Genomic DNA, 22,527 nt, shown 5'->3' on the forward strand with positions numbered 1-22,527 from the left:
AAGTGGCGCGAACAATCATGATTATGGCTGGTGGAACAGGTGGTCATGTTTTCCCAGGATTGGCGGTGGCTGATCATATGACAACATTAGATTGGAATATCGTCTGGTTGGGCACGCATAATGGGATGGAGGCAGCGCTGGTACCACGGCATGGATATCACATTGAACTTATTGAATTTTCTGGTTTGCGCGGGAAAAAAGTGATGAATCGGCTATGGTTACCATGGCGCTTGTTAATGGCTTTCTGGCAGAGCGCCAGAATAATTATCCGCACTCAACCCGATGTGGTATTAGGGATGGGCGGCTATCCTGCTTTTCCGGGCGGTATCATGGCTTCATTGTTAAATAAACCACTCTTGATCCATGAACAGAATGCAATTCCTGGTCTTACGAACAGAATTCTCGCAAAAATTGCTGACAAAATTTTGCTGGGTTTTCCTGCTTCTATAAAAGGCAAAAGCGAGAAAGTACAGGTGACTGGAAATCCAGTGCGAGATGACATTTTGCGACTGCCGGTACCTGAACAACGTTTTGCTGGTCGTAGCGGAAAACTCAAGTTATTAGTGATCGGGGGCAGTTTGGGAGCCCGCATACTCAATACAATCATACCAAAGACATTAAAGTTAATTCCAGAAAATGAACGTCCTTGGATCACGCATCAGGCAGGAAAAAATAATTTGGATGAATTACAAAGGAATTACGCTGAATGTGGGGTAGAGGGCAATTTGGTATCTTTTATCGAAGATATGGCTGCAAGTTATGCTGAATGTGATCTGGTCATCTGTCGGGCTGGTGCGTTGACCATATCTGAGCTAGCAGTGGTGGGTGTCGCCAGTATTCTTATTCCCTATCCTTTTGCAGTGGATGATCATCAAACTGCTAATGCTCAATTTTTGAGCAAGCATAATGCTGCATTGTTACTGCCTCAAGACAAATTGAATCCAGAGGTTCTGGCAGATTTGATCAGGAAGTTTACTCGTGAAAGATTGCTGGAAATGGCAACACTTGCACGCAGTCTGGCAAAACCGGATGCAACCAGAATGGTCGCAGAAGCTTGTCTGGGAATAGGAGCGTCTGCTAGATGAAACATAAGGTTAGGCATATGCATTTTGTTGGGATTGGTGGCTCAGGGATGGGGGGGATCGCTGAAGTCATGATTAATCAGGGCTACCAGGTAAGCGGTTCAGATCTGAGCAAAAATCTGACAACTGAGCGTTTGCAGAAGCTGGGTGCCATAGTTCATATCGGCCATGCCAAGGAGAATGTGGCATCTGCTGACGTTGTGGTGACTTCAACCGCGGTAAGGCCGGACAATCCTGAAGTTGCAGCCGCACGTGAACGTCGTATTCCGGTGGTCCCCCGTGCCATGATGCTGGCAGAGTTATTACGCTTACGGCAAGGAATAGCTGTAGCGGGTACCCACGGTAAAACGACTACAACCAGCCTGATTGCAAGTATTCTGGCAGAAGCAGGACTTGATCCGACTTTCGTGATTGGTGGCAAGCTCGAAGCAGCGGGCAGCCATGCCAAACTCGGTAGTGGGGAATTTATCGTTGTAGAAGCAGATGAGTCTGATGCTTCTTTTCTTTATTTAAAGCCTATTCTGGCAGTAGTGACTAATATCGATGCTGATCATATGGCTACTTATGGTCATGATTTCACTAAGCTCAAACAGACATTTGTCGAATTTATCGAGCACTTACCTTTTTACGGCATGGCAGTATTGTGTATCGATGATAAAAATGTGCGCGACATCACGTCGGCTACTACCAAGCCAGTGACAACCTATGGCTTGTCAGAGAGTGCACATATCAGTGCGTCTGATATTCGTCACGATAGCGGCAGAATGCATTTTTGTGCACGTATAGGTGTAAATGGTGCGTCACGTAAGATTAATATCACGCTCAATCTGCCAGGCATCCATAACGTCCAGAATGCGCTTGCAGCTATAGCAGTTTGTAATGAGCTCAGTGTCTCTGATGCTGCTATCGTTCGCGCCCTGGCGACGTTCGGTGGTGTCGAGCGCCGTTTCCAGCGTTATGGTGAGATTAAATTGGCTGGGCAAAGTAGTTTTACCTTGATAGATGATTATGGTCACCATCCGGTAGAGATTGCTGCAACCATGGCGGCAGCGCGCGGTGCATTCCCTGGGCGCCGCTTAGTGTTGGTTTTTCAACCCCACCGATATACTCGTACGCGTGATGTGTTTGAAGATTTCGTCAGAGTATTATCCAGCGCTGATCTATTGCTGCTGACCGAGGTATATGCGGCAGGAGAGGATCCTATCGTTGCTGCAGATAGTAAATCACTAGCCCGTGCCATTAGAGTACTGGGAAAATTGGAACCCATTTATACCGAGAACGTGGATGAACTTCCTGCAATGATCCATGGGGTTGTGTCAGATGGGGATGTCGTATTGATCATGGGTGCTGGCTCGATAGGGAAAGTGGCTGTCCGCGTGAAGCAAGCTATGAAAAAATTTGCTGTCATCGGTGAATGAATCAATGAACACTCTGATATCGCGCCATACAAAATTTAGTCGATCAACATCTCGGCCGAGTGTGATAGCTATGAATATTTCAGAGCAGGATAATTTTATTGGTGTGATCGATACCCGTTTGCTACGGGGTGAGCTGCGTGTGCGTGAACCGATGAGAAAGCACGTTTCTTGGCGCGCTGGAGGTGTGGCAGATTATTTTTACTTACCGGCTGATCTGCAAGATCTTGTCGTATTTTTACGCCATTTACCCAGAGCCGAGCGGGTTCATATGATTGGGTTGGGAAGCAATTTGCTGGTTCGTGATGAGGGGCTTCGCGGTGTAGTCGTGGCATTGCATGCCCGGCTCAATGATTTGCTTCTGATCAAGCAAGATGAAGAAGGTGACTTAATTTATGCCGAGGCGGGAGTGCCTTGCGCCAAGCTGGCACGTTTTGCAGCTTTATATCACCTGTCTGGTGCGGAATTTCTAGCTGGAATTCCGGGGACGGTGGGGGGAGCCTTAGCAATGAATGCGGGATGTTATGGTGCAGAAACTTGGCAAATTGTTGAGAAGGTCAAAACGATCAATCGAGCAGGTAAGCTACATGAACGGAACCCAGAAGATTATCTTATCGGGTATCGACATATCGCTTTACAACAAGAATTCGATAGCGTCAACGATGAAGAATGGTTTGTCGGTGGCTGGTTCAGATTACAACAAGGTGATCATGACAACTCTCGGCAAAAAATTAAAGCATTACTAGCAGCACGAATGAGCAGTCAACCTTTAAATTTTCCTAATGCAGGTTCGGTCTTTCGTAACCCGACTGGTGATTATGCAGCACGCCTGATCGAAGTATCCGGTCTCAAGGGTTATCGTGTTGGTGGAGCAATGGTTTCAAGCAAGCATGCCAATTTTATCATCAATGATGGGGGCGCTACTGCTACGGATATCGAGGCGGTTATTAACATGATACGCGACACCGTGAAGAAAAAAACAGGAATTGAATTGATTCAGGAAGTTAGGATTATTGGTGATGTCGGGAATGATAGATAATGAGTGTGCCTGATTTTGGAAAAATTGCAGTACTGCTAGGTGGGCGTTCAGCAGAGCGTGAAATTTCGCTTAAAAGTGGCGCGGCAGTACTTAAGGCGCTGCTGAGTAAAGGAGTGGATGCGCATCCTTTCGATCCGGCTCATCTGCCTATGGAGGCACTGCAGCAACAAGGATTCAATCGGGCATTCATCGCATTGCATGGTCGTTACGGAGAGGATGGCTCGGTTCAGGGAGCATTGGAACTGATGGGGTTGCCTTATACAGGCAGTGGTATTCTTGCGAGCGCACTGGCAATGGATAAATGGCGCACTAAATTGATCTGGCAGGCTGTGGGAATCAGCACGCCCCGTTACCTCATAATCGATGCTCAAAGTGATTTTGATGAAGTTGCAGCTTATCTTGATTTGCCTTTAATCATTAAGCCTGCACGCGAAGGTTCAACGATAGGTCTTAGCAAGATTAAGGCAAAGAAAGATTTTTCAAATGCTTATCAGTTAGCAGCACAGCACGACTCGATTGTATTGGCAGAGCAGTTTATTGAGGGTAAGGAATTAACCGCCGCAATTCTGGGTGAGACGCCGTTGCCACTGGTCCGCATAGAAGTAGCTGGAGAATTGTACGATTACCACGCCAAGTATCTTGCTAATGATACCCGTTATTTTTGCCCAAGCGGCTTACCAGATGAGCTAAGTCATCAGCTACAGGAGCAGGCTTTGCAGGCACACAGAATTTTGGGATGCGCAGGATGGGGCAGGGTGGATTTAATCTTGGATAAAAATGATCAACCTTTCTTTCTTGAAGCAAATACTTCCCCAGGCATGACTGATCATAGCCTTGTGCCGATGGCCGCGAAAGTTGCAGGTATTTCGTTTGAAGATTTGGTCGTAAAAATCTTGGCATTGTCCTATGTGGAATAATCATCGGATGCTGAATTTATTTGCCAACATGATGTTTACAGGCGTGATATTGGCTGCAATTTATGTCCTTGGTTCAAGGGTGATAAAATTACCCCTGTTTACATTAAAGGAAATTAGTGTGGAAGGAATGAGTGCCAATCAATTGGAAAGTACTAAACTGCGGTATATCACTCGCCAAGAGATTGAAAGTATTGTTCAAAATGAAGTGAAAGGAAATTTTTTTACAGTTAATTTGGATGCATTACGCGAGGCGTTTAAAAATTTGCCATGGGTGCGGGCAGCAAAGATTCAGCGCACCTGGCCATCAGGACTGAAAGTGATGCTTGAAGAACATAGCGCGTTTGCGTACTGGGGTGATACTGCGTTAGTGAATAGGCAAGGAGAAATATTTCGCGCCCCGACTGACCAAATATTGCCAGTTTTTATCGGTCCTAGCGAAGAAAGCGTATTCGTGATTATTGATCAATATGAGATTTTCAACAAATTATTAGAGCCAATCAAGCAAAGTGTTGCAGAGATTACGTTATCACCACGGCATGCTTGGCTTGTTCGTCTGGGAAATGGAACATTGTTAAAACTGGGTCGTGAAAAAATTGAAACTCGACTGAAGCGTTATGTTTCAGTCTATAGCCAAAGTATTGTGAACATGAATCAGTCAATTCCTCTGGATTATGTGGATTTGCGTTATCCAAATGGATTTGCTATACGACTGTCCGAAGCAATACCACAGGTTCCGCGTAAGACCGGTACCGGGAAGAAGTTGTGAACTCAGGGAGGTATGTTAAATGAATAAAGCCAAAGAAGGCAGAGACCTGATTGTTGGTCTGGATATAGGCACTTCAAAGATAGTGGCCATTGTTGCTGAAGTAAAACCTGAGGGTGGTTTTGAAATTATTGGCTTAGGGAGTCATCTATCACGTGGATTGAAGAAAGGGGTTGTGGTCAACATTGAAACAACGGTCACTGCAATCCAGCGCGCACTCGAAGAAGTTGAATTGATGGCAGACTGTAAGGTTAGTGGGGTTTATACCGGAATTGCAGGCAGTCATATTCGGGGGTTCAATTCACACGGTATGGTCGCGATCAAGGATAAAGAAGTATCGGCGCTGGATGTGGAGAAAGTGATGGAAACTGCCAAAGCAGTCAATATCCCAGCTGATCAGCAGATTCTGCACATCCTTAATCAGGAATTTATTGTCGATGGGCAGGAAGATGTGCGAGAACCTATTGGCATGAGTGGGATACGGCTTGAAGTAAAGGTGCATATAGTAACTGGCGCAGTATCAGCTGCACAAAACATCATTAAATGCGTTCATCGTTGTGGGTTGGAAGTACGCGATTTGATTTTGCAACCACTTGCTTCGGCTATTGCCGTTTTAACTGAGGATGAAAAGGATTTAGGTGTGTGCCTGGTGGATATCGGGGGAGGGACAACTGATATCGCAGTATTTACCAATGGGGCTATTCGCCATACTGCAGTCATTCCAATTGCCGGCGATCAAATCACGAATGATATTGCTATGGCGCTACGGACACCGACCAAAGATGCCGAAGATATTAAATGTCGTTATGGATGTGCCTTACGCACGCTAGCTGATGTGCGTGAGGTGGTGGAAGTGCCGGACGTAGGTAATCGAGGAGCACGCCAGCTTTCCAGGCAAACACTCGCAGAAGTTATTGAGCCACGCGTAGAAGAGCTTTATTTGTTGATACAAGCTGAATTACGCCGTAGCGGTTTTGAACAGCTGTTATCGTCGGGAATTGTCATTACCGGTGGTAGTAGCTCTTTGCAGGGAATGGTAGAACTGGGTGAAGAAATATTTCATATGCCTGTACGCTTGGGGATACCCCATTATAAAGGAAGCCTGGAGGAAGTTGTTCGAACCCCCAGATTTTCCACAGGTATTGGTTTAATTATGGCTGGTATGGAGGAGCATAGGCTCCATCATCACAATCATTTACAAGGGGGGTCAGCTAAGCAGGTCTTCGCAAGAATGAAAAGTTGGTTTCAGAAAAATTTTTGAGCATAGCGTTGTCAACAGCGCATTAAAACGAAGTTGTCCAAAATTTAACATGCTAAAGGAGAAGTATCATGTTTGAAATCATGAATACCGATAGTCAGGAAGCAGTCATTAAAGTGATCGGTGTGGGAGGTTGTGGTGGTAATGCAGTCGATCATATGATCCAGAATGAAACAAAAGGGGTTGAATTCATTTGCATTAATACTGATGCGCAGGCGCTCAAAGGAAGTCGTGCCCCAACTTTGCTTCAGCTCGGTGCAGGTATTACCAGAGGATTGGGAGCGGGCGCCAATCCGGAAGTCGGGCGTGAAGCTGCTTTGGAAGATCGAGACCGCATTGCGGAATTGATTCAAGGTGCCGATATGCTATTTATAACAGCCGGCATGGGTGGTGGTACCGGAACGGGGGCTGCACCGGTGGTAGCACAAATAGCCAAGGAAATGGGTATCCTTACCGTTGCCGTGGTCAGTAAACCTTTCTCATTTGAAGGGAAACGCCTGAAAACAGCCCAAGCTGGCATGGAAGCCCTGGCACAGCATGTTGATTCTTTGATTGTCATTCCCAATGATAAGCTGATGATGGTGCTGGGTAACGATATCAGTATGCTGGACGCGTTCAAGGCAGCCAATGACGTGCTGTACGGTGCGGTAGCGGGCATTGCTGAAGTGATTAATTGCCCTGGGCTTGTCAATGTCGATTTTGCTGACGTTAAAACCGTCATGTCGGAAATGGGTATGGCCATGATGGGGTCAGCTGTGGCAAGTGGAGTCGACCGTGCACGCATGGCAGCAGAGCAGGCAGTCGCTAGTCCGCTACTGGAGGAAATAACGCTATCAGGGGCGCGCGGGGTATTGGTAAATATCACCGCCAACTCAGGCATGAAAATGCGTGAAGTGCATGAAGTAATGAATACGGTTAAAGAGCTGACGGCTGAAGATGCGACCGTTATTGTCGGAACAGTAATCGATGAAGGAATGAACGATGACTTGCGTGTAACGCTCGTCGCCACTGGATTGGGAAGCGTTACTCAAACCCAAACCCGACCTCTTACCGTCATCCATACTCGTACTGGAACAGACGACAGAACCTCCACTATGCACATTGAGGAGCCGGCTGTGATGCGTACCGGCAGGAGAAGCAGTGCCACGGTAGCGGCAATGCAGCAATCAGGTGTCGATCCGATGGATATTCCCGCGTTCCTAAGAAGGCAAGCAGATTGAAAATTGGCTTTAAAATCAATACCTGACCTGAAAGAAACTTGATAGTCTGATTCTAGATTTGTAGCTCCTAAACGCATGTTACGCTGCCTCTACTGATTACAGTAGAGGCAGTATTGCTACTGGCACCTTAATTTATCCGAACCAATAAAATAGCCAGCTGATCGCTGAGCTAAACCACTAAGCACAAAGTTTTGTCAAACTTTTCCTCTTAAGTTTTATCAAATATAACAAGAAATGACCGTTCTTCGGAGTGGGTAATTTTTCTGAAGGCGGGAATTATCGTTCAGCCTAAGATGAGAATATTTTTAAAAAATAGTTAATTATTTTGCTTTATCGTAATTGTGCCTCAATCAGGCAAAATTAGGCGATGGAAGTAAAGAGGGCAACAGATGGAAGCTTCTAATTTCTGGAAATATCTGGATAATATTTGGATATTGACCGGATTGGTACTGGTCATAGTAGTTAGTCTGTTGAAGATGCTATCAGTTAATAATCTGAACAGTCGTAAATCAAAGCAGCAGTTGCAGAAAGGTATTAATTATTTGTTTGTACTTGGCATAACCGGTATGGCGCTTGGCATCCTATTTTCTCAAAATAGCAATCTAACAGCGCCCCAGCAAACAAATAACGATTTGCTCGACTCTGTTTCTTTTCCCAATCATGATGTCAAATCGCAATCTCTTGGTACTGATACTGGTGCTGCTGTAGATGCGAGTGGTAGTGCAGGCATCAATCAGCAACTTCTCATAAAGTCTGGTCGTACACGTCCTGAGCGTCCAGATACGGTTAACCAGCAGAGCAAAGAAGATAGTAGTATGACTGCCAATACCAGTAAAGGTAATAATCATTAAGGGAAATGAGTCTGCAATTCTTCTCAAGACATGATCTTTGAGAAAGCTGGCTCATGCATAAATTTCATTTTGTTCGTTATTGTTAACTTGCGAGTTACTGCCAGTATTCCTGAGTTGATGCAACTAATGGCACTGCTCTTCTGACTGATTCTTTCTAAGCACTTTAAAAGTGAGCATATGCTAGTGGTAAACAGGTTAATGCGAATTTTGGTCAGCGATTCTTTTAGTTCTGGAAAGTTGCTCCAATAAGAAAACCCCACCAGATCCACAGCAATCCAGTGGGGCTTCGAATTTTATAAGGAGTGTAAGGAAACTATTGACTCTTGAGTAATTTATAACGGCTCTTATAACTGAAACTTTACTTGGCTGGATCATAAATAGGCTGCAATAACCTTATGGCTTTCTGTAATATTCGATAGGAGTCTTTGTCGAATTGAGGTTTTGGTGAGTCCAGCAGTTGCCAGAGTTCTTCCTCTGTTTTGGCAGTGCCAAGATAAGCCCAGTTATCTATTACGATCAGATCATCATTTTCCTTGAGATAGGCGGGGCCGGTGAATGGCCAGGCATGGAGGCGTAGTTTGGACAGGGCTTCCATCAGGCGCAGTGCATGCATAACTAACGGTTCTTCTCCAACACACGCACCATGGCATTTTTTGAGTTGCCGAGCGAAGCAGGGATTGCCAGCCTTAATCTTCTCCAGTCCAATGATTGCCTTACAAAGTCCATGTTCGTCTGCCAGTTCGGCCAGTGCCTTGTTGGCCGCTTGTAGGTTTTTGAATAGACCATAAAGATTTGATTGCCGACCAAAATCTAAATCATGCGCATAAGCTATGCTGACATTCAATCCTGCTTCAGTTTCCTTGAGCGAGATCGAACAGAGTTCGTTATTGCGCCGAAGCTTGCGGTTATGCATCGGTTGAAGCTTTTTCACCAGCTCGACCTCCTTGAGCAGTGCACCGATCTCGCCCGCTGTCTCGATATAGTCAATTCGCCGTACCTGTTGCGAAAGGCTCATTTCTTTTGCTGACGAAACGTCGCCGGTGAAATGGGAAAGAATCCGTTGGCGAAGGTTCTTTGACTTGCCAACATAGAGTGGTAGCTCATTCTCTCCGTAGAATAGATAGACCCCAGGACCTTTAGGCAGGCTATCCAGTATCTGTTCGTTCAAATAGATCGGTATGCTTGGGCGCCCAGATAAGGCTTTGATCGCAGCCGTAACTTGGTTGGCAGGGAGTTGTTGCTGAATCTTTTGCCAAAACTGATGAATGAGTTGCGCATCTGCCAGTGCCCGGTGACGACCGTTTACCTTTAAGCCATGCCGTTCAATCAGACAATCCAGATTGTGCTTAGGGTAGCCCGGGAATAGCCGTCTGGAAAGTTTAACAGTACAGATCGTCGTTACCTGGAAATCATAACCTTCGCGTTTAAATGATTGTTTCAGAAATCCGTAATCAAATCTGGCGTTGTGCGCAACGAAAAGACGACCCTCCAGCATGCAGAATATTTGATGGGCAATTTCCGCAAAAGTTGGGGCATCTGCTACCATTTCGTTCGTAATTCCGGTCAACCTCTCGATAAATGCAGAGATTCGAGTCTCCGGATTGATCAGACAACTCCATTCCTGAATGTCCGAACCATCAACCAAGATGATGCCGACTTCGGTGATCCGGTCGACAGAGGCGGTGGTGCCAGTGGTTTCAAGATCAACGAAGGCTAGGGGCTGCATTGGCCGGATTCTCTGCTAAACTTGAACAACTAAACAGTAACCAAAAGTCATGAAGCAGCTCTGAATAAATCACTACTCCTGATTTTTAACCAAAGAGGAAATGAGACCAGAAAAGGTGAGCTCCATTACTTTGCTTTGTGGTACAGCAAACATTATTTACATACATAACTCTGAATTACTGGAATCCAGGTGAAAATTGAATAAGCGAAACTGAAAAAACTACTTGACTGAATTACCCTAGCAAAGTATATCACGTCAAAGGTTAGCTCGCTTAGATGGCATATAACCCTAAAAACCGCCGCTGACCGCTTGATTGGAGAGTTAAATCCATGACATATAGAGGCATTCTCGGAATTTTACCATTCACCAGAATGGGAAGCCGCTACGGGGTGCATCGTATGACGCTCCACCCCATCCAACTGCTGTTTTTAGGATAACGCAAGCTAACCTAGTTCGAAACTGGTTACACCGTATAATCGCTCAGAATCTAAGGCAGGAGTTTGCTGGGTGTACATTCTTGCCGTCTCAAAAATTGGTTGCATCTTATAGCGCTGAACAAGTGCAAGCGCATTGGGATTTTTTTCCATAATATCCAGAAAAACGGGCTGCCCTGCTTTTACATTTGTATTGAGTGCTAAAAATAAAGTTTCAGCGAATTCTGGGCTATTTGCGAACAGTGGACCAATTTTATAGCCCTCGCGGCAAGCGCGAATTACTCCGCAGGCAACCAGCTTGTCTTCTTGAATAATGCCAAGTGCTACGCTATCTGGTTGAGCAAGCCACAATTTTAGAAATGTAGCTCTATCAGTGGGAAAAAATACTGAATCGTATAAATTAATCTGCTCAAAAGGAATATCTGTAAGTTTAATTATTCCTGAATTATTTGGAACTTTACCACCTGTTAGCCCTTGATAACGAATATTGCGATATGCCTGCTGAAAACCGTATTTTTTATAATTATCCAGCTGTGCAAGCACACCATCCAACCCGATATTGCAACCTTTAAGATAATCAAGTCCAGCATTCATGATCTTGCTGCCATAACCCTTGCCACGATACGACTTTTTAACAATATAAAGCCCAATAAAACCAAAGGAATCGCTGTATTTAACTGCAGACAAACAGGCAATAGGTTCATTGTCAAGTAAGCCTAAGAAAAAACCGCTGTTATCGGCTGCGTAAAAACAATCGCCATCATTCAAACCAGGATTCCAGCCTTCAGATGCGGCTAATTCAATCGCGAAATCGAACTCTTTTCTGCTCATCCTTCTTATAACGTAGGTGTCGTTCATGATGTTCTTCTTTGCTCATTGGGTTTGCATTTAAATAAAAAAATCACATAACTCTTGATGCCAAGTCCGCTGTTGAAATGACTCTGGTACTGTATTTTAGAGGTATTTGGGCTCAGCATCTCCAAGGGTATTTCACAGCAATTTATTGTTTGAATAAAGGTTGCTGCATAGCAAAATCGTTCGAATATTCCGCTATCTTATTAGAAAAGTTACTTTTTTGAGCCATTCATTGGTGTATTTGATAGCATATAAAGTTATTGATAAATTCATGTTGTTGAAAAAGATGTTTATTTCACCGCTATACCAAACATGCCCATCTTTATCGCATCTTCAACCAAGGTAAATTGGATTTATCCAAAGGCTGCATCAGCTTGATCTTACTGCGGGTGCACGTACTGATGAAAAAAGGTGAAAGGTACTGTTTCAACCTAAAAACAACAGAAGGAGTAGAAAAATACAAGGTGTTGCAGGCCCCATATCAAACACAAAGTTGATGGTACGCTGGGATATTTTTTGTCGTGTCATAGATAACTATGGCGACATCGGTGTGTGCTGGCGATTGGCGCGGCAATTAGCAGCAGAGCATGGCATAGCAGTGCGGCTGTGGGTAGATGATGTAGCTAGCCTGAAGCGCATTTGCCCGGATGTCGATGCCACCCTGGAAGTGCAAAATTGTCGAGGAGTAGAAGTGTGGCGCTGGATTGAGCCATTTCCTGACTTGGTGCCGGCTGAAGTGGTGATTGAGGCATTTGGTTGCGAGTTGCCGGAGAATTATATGGCGGCGATGGCCCCCTCCATACTTCAGTCCGCAAACCACGTGTGGGGTAGACCTTCTCCTACACGGGGAGAGGAAGTAAAGCGGGTATGGATCAATCTCGAATACTTATCGGCGGAGCAATGGGTGGAAGGTTGTCATGGCCTGCCTTCGCCACATCCGCGCTTACCGATGACCAAATATTTCTTCTTCCCCGGCTTCACTCCAGCTACTGGTGGGTTGCTCCGAGAGAAAGGACTGTTGGCGCAACGGAATGTATCGGAACACAATCTGGCAGAGTTGTGGGATCGATTTGGCCTACCTTTTCCTCTTTCCCCCGAAACCATCGTTTCGCTGTTTTGTTATGACAGTGCGCCGATAGGTAACCTGCTGGATGCTTGGGCGGTTTCAACCACAGCGGTACGCTGCCTGTTGCCAGAGGGCAAAGCATTAGAACAGATAGCGAGCTGGGCTGGACGAACAAGCCTGGCAGTAGGCGATAGCGTGCAGCGTGGCAATTTGGTCTTGCACGTCATCCCTTTTATGCCGCAGGAAGATTATGATCGCTTGCTATGGGCGTGCGACTGCAATTTCGTGCGCGGCGAGGATTCCTTCGTCCGAGCGCAGTGGGCAGCACGACCATTAATCTGGCAAATCTACCCGCAACAGGACAACGTGCACCAGGTCAAGCTCAATGCTTTTCTTGACCGCTATTGCCAGGGATTAGCAGAAGAGGCCGCTGCCGCATTGCGCACTTTTTACTATAACTGGAACAGCGGTAGGCGCTTGGATTGGGATGATTTCTGGCAGCATCGCACGGTGTTGCAAGACCATGCTATGGCTTGGGCCGAGCAGCTTGCTAAAATCACTGATCTCGCGTCTAACTTGGTAAGTTTTTGCAAGAATCAAATATCCTCTAAAAATTCAAATTTTTAAGCCGGATAAGATGTGAACGAAAAATTTTTGTGTGATATGTATTTGATATGTGTGAAATAATTCTTTATGAGCATTGTTCGTCCAGTAATGAGAATTGAATTTTTAAAAGTGCTTAGAGTATAATGTGGTAATTTTTCACTCCTAGAATTATTAGATGAAAACAGCCCAGGAACTTCGTGTAGGTAACGTGTTTATGGTTGGCAATAGCCCTATGGTCGTTCTGAAAACAGAATTTACCAAATCCGGCCGCAACTCTTCCGTGGTAAAAATGAAATTCAAGAATCTGCTTACCGAATCACCCAGTGAGGCAGTGTACAAAGCAGATGATAAATTCGACATAGTCGTGCTGGATAAGAAGGAGGTTACCTATTCCTACTTTGCCGAGCCCATGTATGTATTCATGGATGCTGAATACAACCAGTATGAAGTTGAAGCGGAAACCATGAGCGATGCGCTCAATTTCCTGGAAGATGGCATGCCTTGCGAAGTGGTGTTCTACAATGATAAGGCCATTTCGGTCGAACTACCCAACTCGGTAGTACGCGAAATCACCTATACCGAACCCGCCGTCAAGGGCGATACCTCCGGCAAGGTAATGAAGCCTGCTAAAATCGCCACCGGCTTTGAATTGCCGGTACCGTTATTCTGCGAAATCGGCGACAAGATCGAAATTGATACCCGTACGCTGGAATACCGCAGCCGGGCCAAGTAATTTCCCCGTTCACAGAAAAAAATACAAGGAGCCAATAGGCTCCTTTGTTTTTTCAGGGTATGAGTACAAATAAAATGTTTTTTATCAGTTTGCTGAAAAAGCTATTTCCTCTCTCTGATACCATGCGCATACGAATCGTTCCAGAGATTCGCGGATGAATTAAGCTAGTCCTTTGGAGTTCGTTGGATATTCATTTTTTATGACATATCCGTCCCGCCAATCTGGGATTTCTGAATAACGGATAAATTGTCTCTCAATCAGTTTATTTCTCTCAAAAAGTAAAAACTACAACTTTAGACGGAGACTTTGACTTCAATGTTAAAGGTTAGACGTTTCTTTAGATCAAAGAGAAATAGTAGTTGCGTAGAGTTAATACATAGCCATTCGTTGCAACGCTGGCCAAATTTAGTTTAAGCGTGATAATTCAATTTGTCGATGAAAAACATTATTTCACCCTCTGGTCATGACTAAATTAATAATCAGGCGATTTTCTGAACAAAGATCCTATAAAAGGATCAAAAAAATCTAGGCAAAGTAATCAAAGGTAAGATCAAGGAAGCCATCGGAAAGATATTGAAGGCTAAAAGGAGCGCTGCTGAGTTGTTGTCACTCCTGATTTCGTAGCGTTCTCCTGCTCTTGGGAGCGGCTTTCCGTTTCTTGATTGTCGAAAGGGAATTCATAATGAGAGTTAAGCCCAGTACGATCACGAATCTCGCTAAGATTGCGACGAGCAGTATATACCAGAGAAAGGAAGACGAAACGGCGAGCAGCCAAATCTACGACCAGATAGCGGCGGGTTATGACAATGATTACGGTAGGATTTTTAAGCGCGTTAAATATGAGATTGAAATTCAATTCTCACAGTTGTCTTTGAGTTCTCCTTCGATTGTCGATGTAGGGACTGGCACGGGTGAGAATATTCTGCTGGCAAAAAATTTTTTTGGATCCTTGGATGAAGTATATGGAATCGATATTTCCCGTAAGATGCTGGAAATTGCCAAAGAAAAGTATCCTCCAATGCAGACTGTCCAGGCCAGCGCACTGAGTATGTCGAATTTCATACATCATAAAGTTGATTTAGTTTTTATTCATTTTCTCTTGTCATATGTATCCATAGATAAGCTTCTGCCGCTGGTCTCACAGCTGCTTAAGCCGGATGGGTATATCTCAATAGCGTCGTCTCTTCTCAGCTCCTGGCCTAAAGGACAAAAACTCGGAATGTCACTGGGATTAAGTCCCGGTTCTGCTAAGCACTACATACCTAAGAGTTCAGAAGAATTGAGGAGTAAGCTGACTGATTTAGGATTTAAGGAAGCCGATTCTATCGAAATCCGCAAACGTATGATCTTCGATTCTATCGACGATGTCTATCGATTCGGTTTTGAGCAGGGCTGGGTCTATCAGCTATTCGAGCTCTTGGACTGCGCTGGTAATCCGGAGAAATTCGCTAAAGATTGGGGTCATATCATTCCATATGATGATGAAATTCATATCCATATAGGCCTATATAAGAAATCTAGAGCAAGAAAGGGAACAGAAGATCTCCTCCAACTCTAATGCAATATTCGGGTTAGATGACTAAGGAGACAAACCATGAAAACAGCAGAGTTATTGAGGGAACGTTTGCAGCTCGTGTATCGGTGGTATAGAGGTATGGTCAATCCGGATAGCAGGATGTTTGAGTACCTCTACTTCCCCCAGACCGATACTTTCGTCCATGAGAAATCCCCCATCCGGGACATCGCTTCTGTGTGGGATGCGGAAGTACTCAGTGATTTCCTGAGCAGATATGAGCTTCGGCCATTGATCGAGAACTCGTTACGGTACTATGGTGATTATCTCGTGGAACGCGAAGGATACCTGATTCTTGATCCCCGTCGTTTAGAAGAGCCTTCTTCCATTGCCCATAGCGCCTTTATGATTCTGGCTCTGCTGCATGCCCCGCCACCCCGCAGGACTCAGCAGATCTCCGCTCTTGCTCAGGGGATACTGCGGCAGCAGAGGTCAGATGGCTCGTATAAGGTGTACTTCCACGATCTGCCAGATGAGGGAGAAGAGCTGTACGCCGGCGAAGCCATGCTCGCCCTTCTGGAAACCTACCGGCAGTTGAAGGATACTCGCTACTTGCAAAGCGTGGAATGCGCCTTCTCCTATTATGATAGGCAGTACTTCCAGCATGCTCGCGTTGCAGAGAATATACTTGTTTTCTTTGCCAACTGGCAATCCCAAGCCTGCCGTCTCTTGTTCGAATGCACTCAGAGCGCCGAAATCAAGCAGGACATCACAGACTACGTCTGCCGCATGCACGACCAGATAATTCAACAGGACTTCTACGAGAACATCGAGCACCATCCGACCCAGCAGGTATCGGTGGAGATAGCCTGCGCCCTGGAAGGCCTCAACGACGCCTACGCATTGGCATCCGCCTCAAGCGATAAGCGCGCTAAACACTATCACCATTACATCTGCACAGGATTGGCATACTTGCTCAAACTGCAATGCACCCACAACGGCACGGAAAAGGAACGGGGCGGTTTCGGCTTGTCGCTAGAAAACCGCATGCAGAGGATCGACATCAGCGGCCATGCGGCCAGTGCTTTCATGAAGAGCATGGAGAACGGGATCGAATGCCAACTGCCAGTCAGATTGACTACGTCAGTCAGAAAAAAAGAAAGCTATCCTATCAGAAGAGAATGATGATATACCATCGCAATCTCCCGCAAAGGATATTGAGCTCATTTGCCTCGAAGCCATAACCCGATTTTTTTATGCTGCTTAAAGCGGAAAAGAGAGGATTTTTTGGAATCGTTTAACAGAATGCGTGCCTACATATTTGGCTTTATTTATATTTTGCTTTAATAGAAAATGATTTTTATTTTTCTAGACACAGGCTTGTTTATTCTGTCAGATTTCATTACCTGGACTCTGTATTTCTTATGAATTCTCCAGTTCGTGCGTTGACATCGTTATGGCTGACCAGCGTCATACTCACCCTCTGCCTGGCTGTTATTACCGGGTGCAGCGGGGTTTCTCGTGGCGGCTCGCTGTTAAAAGATCCAACGCGCCAAGCCGAACGCGACAAGATGGTGGATGAACAGATCATTTCCCATGGCATCAAGGATCCAAAGGTCCTCGCCGCGATGCGCCGTGTTCCCCGCCATAAGTTCGTTCCCTCCCGCTACTCTGCCATGGCCTATAATGACATTCCTCTCCCGATTGACCGTGGCCAGACTATCTCGCAACCCTCTCTCGTTGCGCTCATGACCGAAGCACTCGCATTAGAAGGAGCCAAGAAGGTGCCCGAGAAGGTGCTCGAAGTAGGAACCGGCTCAGGGTACCAGGCTGCGGTTCTGGCTGAGATTGTATCTGATGTCTTTACCATAGAAATCATCGAACCCTTGGCGACAAAGGCCGCGCACACACTGGCAGAATTAGGTTACCGCAACATCCACACGCGCGTTGGTGACGGCTATCGAGGCTGGCCGGAAGAAGCTCCTTTCGACGCCATTATCGTGACCGCTGCATCCGATCATGTACCGCAACCGCTGCTTGATCAACTCGCCGTTGGAGGGCGATTGATTCTACCGGTTGGCCGTAATTACCAAACCTTGGAGCTCCATCGCCGAACTGCAAAAGGTTATGAGCGCAAAATTATCACGCTCGTGCGGTTTGTCCCGCTGGTGCGCGAGAAACAACAAGAGTAGACCATGCAGATGGAGAGATCCGGGCGAGATCCGTCCACACTTCCCCGTCACATCGGCTGGTTTACGGCCAGTTGCGTCCTTGTCAGCAGCGTTGTCGGCACCGGTATCTTTACCACTACCGGCTTCATGGCCCGCGACCTTGGCCATCCGGGTTTGATCCTCTCAGTTTGGCTGGTAGGAGGGGTGATCGCACTCGCAGGAGCCCTCTCATATAGTGAGCTGGGTGCGGCCTTTCCGGTCGCCGGCGGAGAATATACGTATCTTCGCCGAGCCTATGGGCCGTTCGTCGGGTTTCTCAGTGGGTGGACCTCCTTCACCATCGGTTTCAGCGCCGCTATTGCAGCAGGCGCAGTAAGCTTTGCCGTCTACTTCCTCCAACTCCTTCCGCTTGATGATGAGAGAGGTCTGCTATCTACGGCCTTAGCCTTAGCCCTTCTCTGGTCTATCACAGGTTTCCACCTGGCTGGTGGTGGGGCAGGAGGCGCTCTCCAGCGAAGCCTGACGGTGCTGAAGGTGGGCGCTATTCTCTTATTCATAATAGCGGGGTTGATGTTCGGGACAGGCGACTGGGCTCATCTTGCTCCCACAAATACTCAGCCTGCTCCCAACATTGGATCCTACGCCATGTCGTTGATCTTTGTCCTCTATGCCTACTCTGGCTGGAATGCTGCGGCGTATCTGGCGGGAGAGATCACTGATCCTGCCCGCACTATTCCCCGGACGATGATCGGCGGCACGCTCTTCGTTGCTCTGCTTTATCTCTTGCTAAATGGATTCTATTTCTATGCTCTGTCAGTGACGGAGCTAGCCACGCCGCCGCTCTTGCCCGTTGCGGATAAAGTTGCGCGAGCCATGCTGGGCCTCGAAGCCGGCCGGTTCGTGACTGCTATCCTGTGCCTTTCGATCGCAGGAGCCGTGAGCGCCATGGTATGGGTCGGATCACGCGTCTACTATGCCATGGCACAAGACGAGTTGATTCCCTCCGTCTTTGCGAACATCTCTGGCAGGCAACGCGCCCCGCTCAACGCCATTCTGCTACAAAGCCTCTGGGCCTCAGCCCTGATTCTATCGGGGAGCTTTGAGCAGCTCGTGATTTATAGCGGCTTCGCGCTGATGATCTTCAGCGCACTCGCAGTGGGAGCAGTACTGATTCTGCGTCGACGGGAACCGGACTTACCCCGCCCTTATCGTACTCCTCTTTATCCGTTTATTCCGGTATTCTATCTGGTTGTGTCAATTGTCATCGTTGGGAGCGTGCTCTATGAACGACCGTTAGAAGGTGGTGTTGGAATCGCGACCGTCTTAGCTGGAACACCGCTATACCTGCTCTGGCGCCGATTCCGTCGTGCCGAGAAAGGAGGCACGTGACTCGCGGCAAAGATGCCGTCTCTGTCGCATTAATCAAAAAACACCCATTCGGACAAGCTGATCGACCGCTTTGTTCAATGCTGAACCATGGTGCTGCGTATCATCGACATCTGGATCCACCCGGAGTATAGTTTGTTCTAGAGAAGTCTCCTTTTAATGACTCTTTGATTTAAACGTGAGAACTTATACCGTCACCCTGAGACAGGCAGCAGCAAGGGTAACTCCCAATTCTTGGGGAGAAGGGGTGTCTATATCTTCTCTGCGCCGAGGCGCTGCTGCTAAAGTTCCATCTGTTGACCCTGGAGGTTGACGATCATGGCGACCCTACCGATTCGTTCGCTCGCACTGATCGTGCGCACACTGGAGGGTGGTGGAATGCAGCGCATCGTTTTGTTGCTGGCCGAGGCCTTTGCGAAGAGCGGCATCCAGGTGGAGGTCGTAACGGGCCATGGCGTTGGAGCAGCATTCAAACTACCGCCAGGCGTGAGTATTCGATGTCTGCTCCGCAGCAATGCACTCACCAGCAGTCTTGCATTGCTCAAGGCTCGTCCTCGTGACGCACTTCAGCTGTTGCCACTTCTGACCCCCCTGAAGCCAGACATATTCTGGCGCCTGCCCGCGCTTATCGAGCATCTGCGTACCGCGAAACCCGATGCTATTCTAGCGGCAGGAACCCAGTCCAATCTTGCGGCAATCATCGCGCGCGCTGCCGCTGGTATTCCTGCTCGACTGGTGGTCAGCGAGCACAATACGCTGTCAATTGTGGCACATCACGGCCACGGTCTCTTCCGGCGGGCCTACCCTGGACTCATTCGACGCTTCTACCCGGGAGCCGACGCAATCGCCGCTGTATCTCGCGGGGTCGCGCGGGACTTGGCGCAGACAGCGCACCTTCCTGAGGAACTGATCACACTGGTCTATAACCCTGTCGATGCCGAAGCGGTCGCTCGCGCCGGTCAGATGCCAGTCGAGCATCCCTGGCTTACTGACCGCTCGCGTCCGTTCATTCTCGGTGTGGGGCGCTTGCACCGCCAGAAGGATTTCCCCACACTTATCCGTGCCTTTGCCATTGCGCGCAAGGAACGCGATCTGCGGCTGGTCATTGTGGGCGAGGGCAGCGAGCGCAAAATGCTTGAAACACTATGCCATCAGCTTGGCATGCAGGGCGACGTCCTCATGCCTGGCTTCGTCGACAATCCTTTCGCCTGGATGAGTCACGCCTCGCTATTCGTCTTGTCGTCGGCATGGGAAGGGTTTGCGCTCGTGCTGCTCGAAGCGTTGGCAAGTGGTTGCCCCGTGATCAGTACCGATTGCCCGAACGGCCCGCGTGAGATCCTGCAGGATGGTGCATACGGCGCGCTGGTGCCGATCGGGAATCCTGAAGCGATGGCGGATGCGATACTTGCGACCTTGGCTGCTCCGCCAGACACGGCACGCCTGCGAGCACGTGCTGCCGAATTTTCAGTCGACGCTACCGTCGCGGGCTATCGCAGGCTGCTGGAGGGTGTGGGTAGGCATGATTGAATAACAAAATTTAGCCAAAGCACTCTATTTTTAACGTGAGTTATTTTTTACGCGCCATGCTCGCTGTGATTTGTCATTCTGTTGCGGGCAGAAGCTTAAGGGTTTCGCCTCTTGAAAGGAGCGTGGAAGCGAAAGTGTGGCAAGTTTGGTAGATTGCGCGGTAAAGGATATTGGCGCGTTCGAGTGCGCTTGTCCAGATTACCTTGCGAATGGCTTGATCGTTTTTCTATAGTGCGAGGGTACGTGAGTTGTAAAAATTGGATTACAATTCAAGGTGCTCCGCCTTGTCCGCAACACTTTTTTCATCAAGAGCAGCTTTAGGCATCGCCAGGACTTTATCGATGCGCAAACCATCGAGATCGACGATCTCAAAGGTCCAGTTTTCCCACTCACACCGATCCCCAGTTTGTGGTATTTTTCCCAAAAGCAGCATGATCATGCCACTTAATGTATGGTAGCGACCACGCTCTTCTTCCGGCACTGCATTCATCTTGAGCCGATCTTTAAGCTCAGGAATCGGAATCAGGCCATCGAGTAGCCACGAGCCATCATCGCGGGCTATTGCCCACGATTCTTCAATTTTGTGTGGCTTGAATTCACCGGTAATCGCTTCCAATACATCTTGCAATGTCACGATACCCTGTACTTCACCGTATTCGTCCACGACAATAGTCATCTGCACGCCAGAATTCTTGAATTCCTCCAGCAACTCCATACCGGTGAGTGATTCGGGAACGAAGACGGCAGGCTGCAAGCCTTCGGTCAAATTAGGTTGCTCGCCACGTAAGGTCTGCGCCAGCATTTGGCGCGCGTTGGCTATCCCCAAGATATCGCTCCAGTTACCGCGCACTACCGGAAAGCGGGAATGCGGACTCATCTCAAAGCGTTGCAAATTTTCTTCCAGGCTTTCATCGACATCGAAATAGATGACTTCACTGCGCGGCACCATGAACGATGCGATCTGGCGATCATCCAGGCGGAATACGTTTTTTACCATTTGGTGCTCTTGCCGCTCGATAATGCCAGTTTCCGAGCCTTCCTCCAGCATCAGATGCAGTTCTTCCGCCGTCAGCGCTTGTCGACCAGTATCTTTAATACCGAATAGACGCAATAAGAGTTGCGTTGAAGCCGAGAGTAGAAATACAAAGGGCTTCGCTAGGGTAGCAAGTAACATCATGGGACGAGCCACCAACCGCGCAAGCGGTTCGGGGTTAATTTGCCCTAAACGCTTAGGAACGAGTTCGCCCAGCACGATAGAAAAGTAGGTGATGGTCACGACCACGAGTCCGGTGGCCAGATAGCCGGCATGGGGCGAGGGTATGCCTAGCGTAGTGAGCCAGGCATTCAAAGGTCCGGCTAATGCTGCTTCACCGATAATGCCATTCATGACGCCAATCGAGGTGATACCGATTTGCACGGTAGAGAGAAATTTGTTAGGGTCGTTGCCTAGTTCCAAAGCGGCCTTGGCAGCGCCATCGCCTGCATTGATGAGCTTTTGCAGGCGAGCCTTGCGAGCCATGACAAGCGCAATTTCCGACATGGCAAAAATGCCGTTAAGAATAATAAGACCAAAAAGTAGCGCAATTTCCATACTTAGAGCGCCTAGTTGCGCTCAGGTGTTAATAAATCAATAATTTCTAACGTAATGATAAAAATTATTAATTTATTAGCTTGATCAAGCGTTAATAAAATTAATTCAAGCTTAAACCATTTCAAGCTTTCTCCATTTTCCAAATGTAAGCTTGTTTCCTTCGTCTACCGATGCTAAGAAAAAACTAGCTGATTAGTAAGCTTGTAAACTATTGGTCTGTAATAATATTATTTTACAACCTTTGCGGACTTCATGCGTTTCTTGGTAGCGACGCTAGAAAGAAAAATGGGACAAAGAGGGAAAAAGTGAGCGAATTTGTGGGATTTCTTGAAACATTGAAGTCCGCAAGAATCCTTAAGAACCAGCGCAGATAT

The 22,527-nt window shown here is 47.3% G+C and carries 19 protein-coding genes; 16 read left to right on the forward strand and 3 right to left on the reverse strand.

Annotated elements, in window-relative coordinates:
* Positions 1-17: 17 nt before the first annotated feature.
* The 8 genes from murG (at position 18) to R2Q26_RS10635 (ending at position 8,545) form a co-directional block, all read left to right on the forward strand.
* Entirely contained in the window at positions 18-1,085 is a 1,068-nt protein-coding gene (gene murG / locus R2Q26_RS10600; RefSeq protein ID WP_317536268.1) for an undecaprenyldiphospho-muramoylpentapeptide beta-N-acetylglucosaminyltransferase, read from the forward strand.
* A complete protein-coding gene (murC, locus tag R2Q26_RS10605; RefSeq protein ID WP_317536243.1) occupies positions 1,082-2,500 on the forward strand; it encodes a UDP-N-acetylmuramate--L-alanine ligase in 1,419 nt (472 codons plus the stop codon). Before murG ends, murC begins: the two co-directional genes overlap by 4 nt.
* A 70-nt stretch (positions 2,501-2,570) precedes the next feature.
* Complete coding sequence (murB, locus tag R2Q26_RS10610) at positions 2,571-3,536, forward strand: UDP-N-acetylmuramate dehydrogenase (RefSeq protein WP_317536244.1); 966 nt, start codon at positions 2,571-2,573, stop codon at positions 3,534-3,536.
* A complete protein-coding gene (locus tag R2Q26_RS10615; protein WP_317536245.1) occupies positions 3,536-4,453 on the forward strand; it encodes a D-alanine--D-alanine ligase in 918 nt (305 codons plus the stop codon). Before murB ends, R2Q26_RS10615 begins: the two co-directional genes overlap by 1 nt.
* Positions 4,443-5,219 (forward strand): cell division protein FtsQ/DivIB, encoded by a 777-nt coding sequence (locus R2Q26_RS10620; RefSeq protein WP_317536246.1) that lies wholly within the window; start codon positions 4,443-4,445, stop codon positions 5,217-5,219. The genes R2Q26_RS10615 and R2Q26_RS10620 overlap by 11 nt, the downstream gene beginning before the upstream one ends.
* A 19-nt stretch (positions 5,220-5,238) precedes the next feature.
* Positions 5,239-6,477: a cell division protein FtsA gene (ftsA, locus tag R2Q26_RS10625; protein WP_317536247.1), complete on the forward strand. Its 1,239-nt coding sequence runs from the start codon at positions 5,239-5,241 to the stop codon at positions 6,475-6,477.
* Positions 6,478-6,545: 68 nt separating this feature from the next.
* Positions 6,546-7,694, forward strand: a complete 1,149-nt coding sequence (gene ftsZ, locus R2Q26_RS10630) for a cell division protein FtsZ (protein ID WP_317536248.1) — start codon at positions 6,546-6,548, stop codon at positions 7,692-7,694.
* A 389-nt stretch (positions 7,695-8,083) separates the two neighbouring features.
* Positions 8,084-8,545, forward strand: coding sequence for a hypothetical protein (locus tag R2Q26_RS10635; protein WP_317536249.1), 462 nt, complete (start codon positions 8,084-8,086; stop codon positions 8,543-8,545).
* 358 nt (positions 8,546-8,903) lie between these two features.
* Here R2Q26_RS10635 and R2Q26_RS10640 read toward each other — a convergent pair whose 3' ends face one another.
* A complete protein-coding gene (locus tag R2Q26_RS10640) occupies positions 8,904-10,271 on the reverse strand; it encodes an exonuclease domain-containing protein (RefSeq protein WP_317536250.1) in 1,368 nt (455 codons plus the stop codon).
* Positions 10,272-10,714: 443 nt separating this feature from the next.
* The gene (locus R2Q26_RS10645; RefSeq protein WP_317536251.1) at positions 10,715-11,563 is read right to left on the reverse strand and encodes a GNAT family N-acetyltransferase; all 849 of its coding nucleotides are present in this window, start codon (positions 11,561-11,563) and stop codon (positions 10,715-10,717) included.
* Positions 11,564-12,056: 493 nt separating this feature from the next.
* Between R2Q26_RS10645 and earP the strand changes: the two genes are divergently transcribed.
* The 8 genes from earP (at position 12,057) to R2Q26_RS10685 (ending at position 20,562) form a co-directional block, all read left to right on the forward strand.
* Positions 12,057-13,253 carry an elongation factor P maturation arginine rhamnosyltransferase EarP gene (gene earP, locus R2Q26_RS10650; protein WP_317536252.1) on the forward strand — a complete coding sequence of 399 codons (1,197 nt, stop codon included), beginning with the start codon at positions 12,057-12,059 and terminating at the stop codon, positions 13,251-13,253.
* A gap of 154 nt (positions 13,254-13,407) precedes the next feature.
* Positions 13,408-13,965, forward strand: a complete 558-nt coding sequence (gene efp / locus R2Q26_RS10655; RefSeq protein ID WP_046849733.1) for an elongation factor P — start codon at positions 13,408-13,410, stop codon at positions 13,963-13,965.
* Positions 13,966-14,647: 682 nt separating this feature from the next.
* Positions 14,648-15,523 (forward strand): class I SAM-dependent methyltransferase, encoded by an 876-nt coding sequence (locus tag R2Q26_RS10660; RefSeq protein ID WP_317536253.1) that lies wholly within the window; start codon positions 14,648-14,650, stop codon positions 15,521-15,523.
* A gap of 36 nt (positions 15,524-15,559) precedes the next feature.
* Positions 15,560-16,663: a hypothetical protein gene (locus R2Q26_RS10665; RefSeq protein WP_317536254.1), complete on the forward strand. Its 1,104-nt coding sequence runs from the start codon at positions 15,560-15,562 to the stop codon at positions 16,661-16,663.
* Between the two features lie 347 nt (positions 16,664-17,010).
* Positions 17,011-17,670 carry a protein-L-isoaspartate(D-aspartate) O-methyltransferase gene (locus tag R2Q26_RS10670; RefSeq protein WP_317536269.1) on the forward strand — a complete coding sequence of 220 codons (660 nt, stop codon included), beginning with the start codon at positions 17,011-17,013 and terminating at the stop codon, positions 17,668-17,670.
* Between the two features lie 3 nt (positions 17,671-17,673).
* Complete coding sequence (locus R2Q26_RS10675; RefSeq protein ID WP_317536255.1) at positions 17,674-19,038, forward strand: APC family permease; 1,365 nt, start codon at positions 17,674-17,676, stop codon at positions 19,036-19,038.
* Positions 19,035-19,169, forward strand: a complete 135-nt coding sequence (locus tag R2Q26_RS10680; RefSeq protein ID WP_317536256.1) for a hypothetical protein — start codon at positions 19,035-19,037, stop codon at positions 19,167-19,169. Before R2Q26_RS10675 ends, R2Q26_RS10680 begins: the two co-directional genes overlap by 4 nt.
* Before the next feature lie 184 nt (positions 19,170-19,353).
* Entirely contained in the window at positions 19,354-20,562 is a 1,209-nt protein-coding gene (locus tag R2Q26_RS10685; RefSeq protein ID WP_317536257.1) for a glycosyltransferase, read from the forward strand.
* 262 nt (positions 20,563-20,824) lie between these two features.
* Here R2Q26_RS10685 and R2Q26_RS10690 read toward each other — a convergent pair whose 3' ends face one another.
* Positions 20,825-22,153 carry a hemolysin family protein gene (locus R2Q26_RS10690; RefSeq protein ID WP_317536258.1) on the reverse strand — a complete coding sequence of 443 codons (1,329 nt, stop codon included), beginning with the start codon at positions 22,151-22,153 and terminating at the stop codon, positions 20,825-20,827.
* Between the last annotated feature and the right edge of the window lie 374 nt (positions 22,154-22,527).

It is taken from the genome of Nitrosomonas sp. Is37, assembly GCF_033063275.1.
Classification (GTDB): Bacteria; Pseudomonadota; Gammaproteobacteria; order Burkholderiales; family Nitrosomonadaceae; genus Nitrosomonas.

Coding starts and splice junctions, on each gene's coding strand:
- R2Q26_RS10620 (WP_317536246.1), top strand. CDS start 4,443: ATGTGGAATAATCATCGGATGCTGAATTTATTTGCCAACATGATGTTT.
- R2Q26_RS10635 (WP_317536249.1), top strand. CDS start 8,084: ATGGAAGCTTCTAATTTCTGGAAATATCTGGATAATATTTGGATATTG.
- R2Q26_RS10665 (WP_317536254.1), top strand. CDS start 15,560: ATGAAAACAGCAGAGTTATTGAGGGAACGTTTGCAGCTCGTGTATCGG.
- earP (WP_317536252.1), top strand. CDS start 12,057: ATGGTACGCTGGGATATTTTTTGTCGTGTCATAGATAACTATGGCGAC.
- R2Q26_RS10675 (WP_317536255.1), top strand. CDS start 17,674: ATGCAGATGGAGAGATCCGGGCGAGATCCGTCCACACTTCCCCGTCAC.
- efp (WP_046849733.1), top strand. CDS start 13,408: ATGAAAACAGCCCAGGAACTTCGTGTAGGTAACGTGTTTATGGTTGGC.
- R2Q26_RS10690 (WP_317536258.1), bottom strand. CDS start 22,153: ATGGAAATTGCGCTACTTTTTGGTCTTATTATTCTTAACGGCATTTTT.
- R2Q26_RS10645 (WP_317536251.1), bottom strand. CDS start 11,563: ATGAACGACACCTACGTTATAAGAAGGATGAGCAGAAAAGAGTTCGAT.
- R2Q26_RS10685 (WP_317536257.1), top strand. CDS start 19,354: ATGGCGACCCTACCGATTCGTTCGCTCGCACTGATCGTGCGCACACTG.
- R2Q26_RS10615 (WP_317536245.1), top strand. CDS start 3,536: ATGAGTGTGCCTGATTTTGGAAAAATTGCAGTACTGCTAGGTGGGCGT.
- murC (WP_317536243.1), top strand. CDS start 1,082: ATGAAACATAAGGTTAGGCATATGCATTTTGTTGGGATTGGTGGCTCA.
- ftsA (WP_317536247.1), top strand. CDS start 5,239: ATGAATAAAGCCAAAGAAGGCAGAGACCTGATTGTTGGTCTGGATATA.
- R2Q26_RS10660 (WP_317536253.1), top strand. CDS start 14,648: ATGAGAGTTAAGCCCAGTACGATCACGAATCTCGCTAAGATTGCGACG.
- ftsZ (WP_317536248.1), top strand. CDS start 6,546: ATGTTTGAAATCATGAATACCGATAGTCAGGAAGCAGTCATTAAAGTG.
- murB (WP_317536244.1), top strand. CDS start 2,571: ATGAATATTTCAGAGCAGGATAATTTTATTGGTGTGATCGATACCCGT.
- R2Q26_RS10640 (WP_317536250.1), bottom strand. CDS start 10,271: ATGCAGCCCCTAGCCTTCGTTGATCTTGAAACCACTGGCACCACCGCC.
- murG (WP_317536268.1), top strand. CDS start 18: ATGATTATGGCTGGTGGAACAGGTGGTCATGTTTTCCCAGGATTGGCG.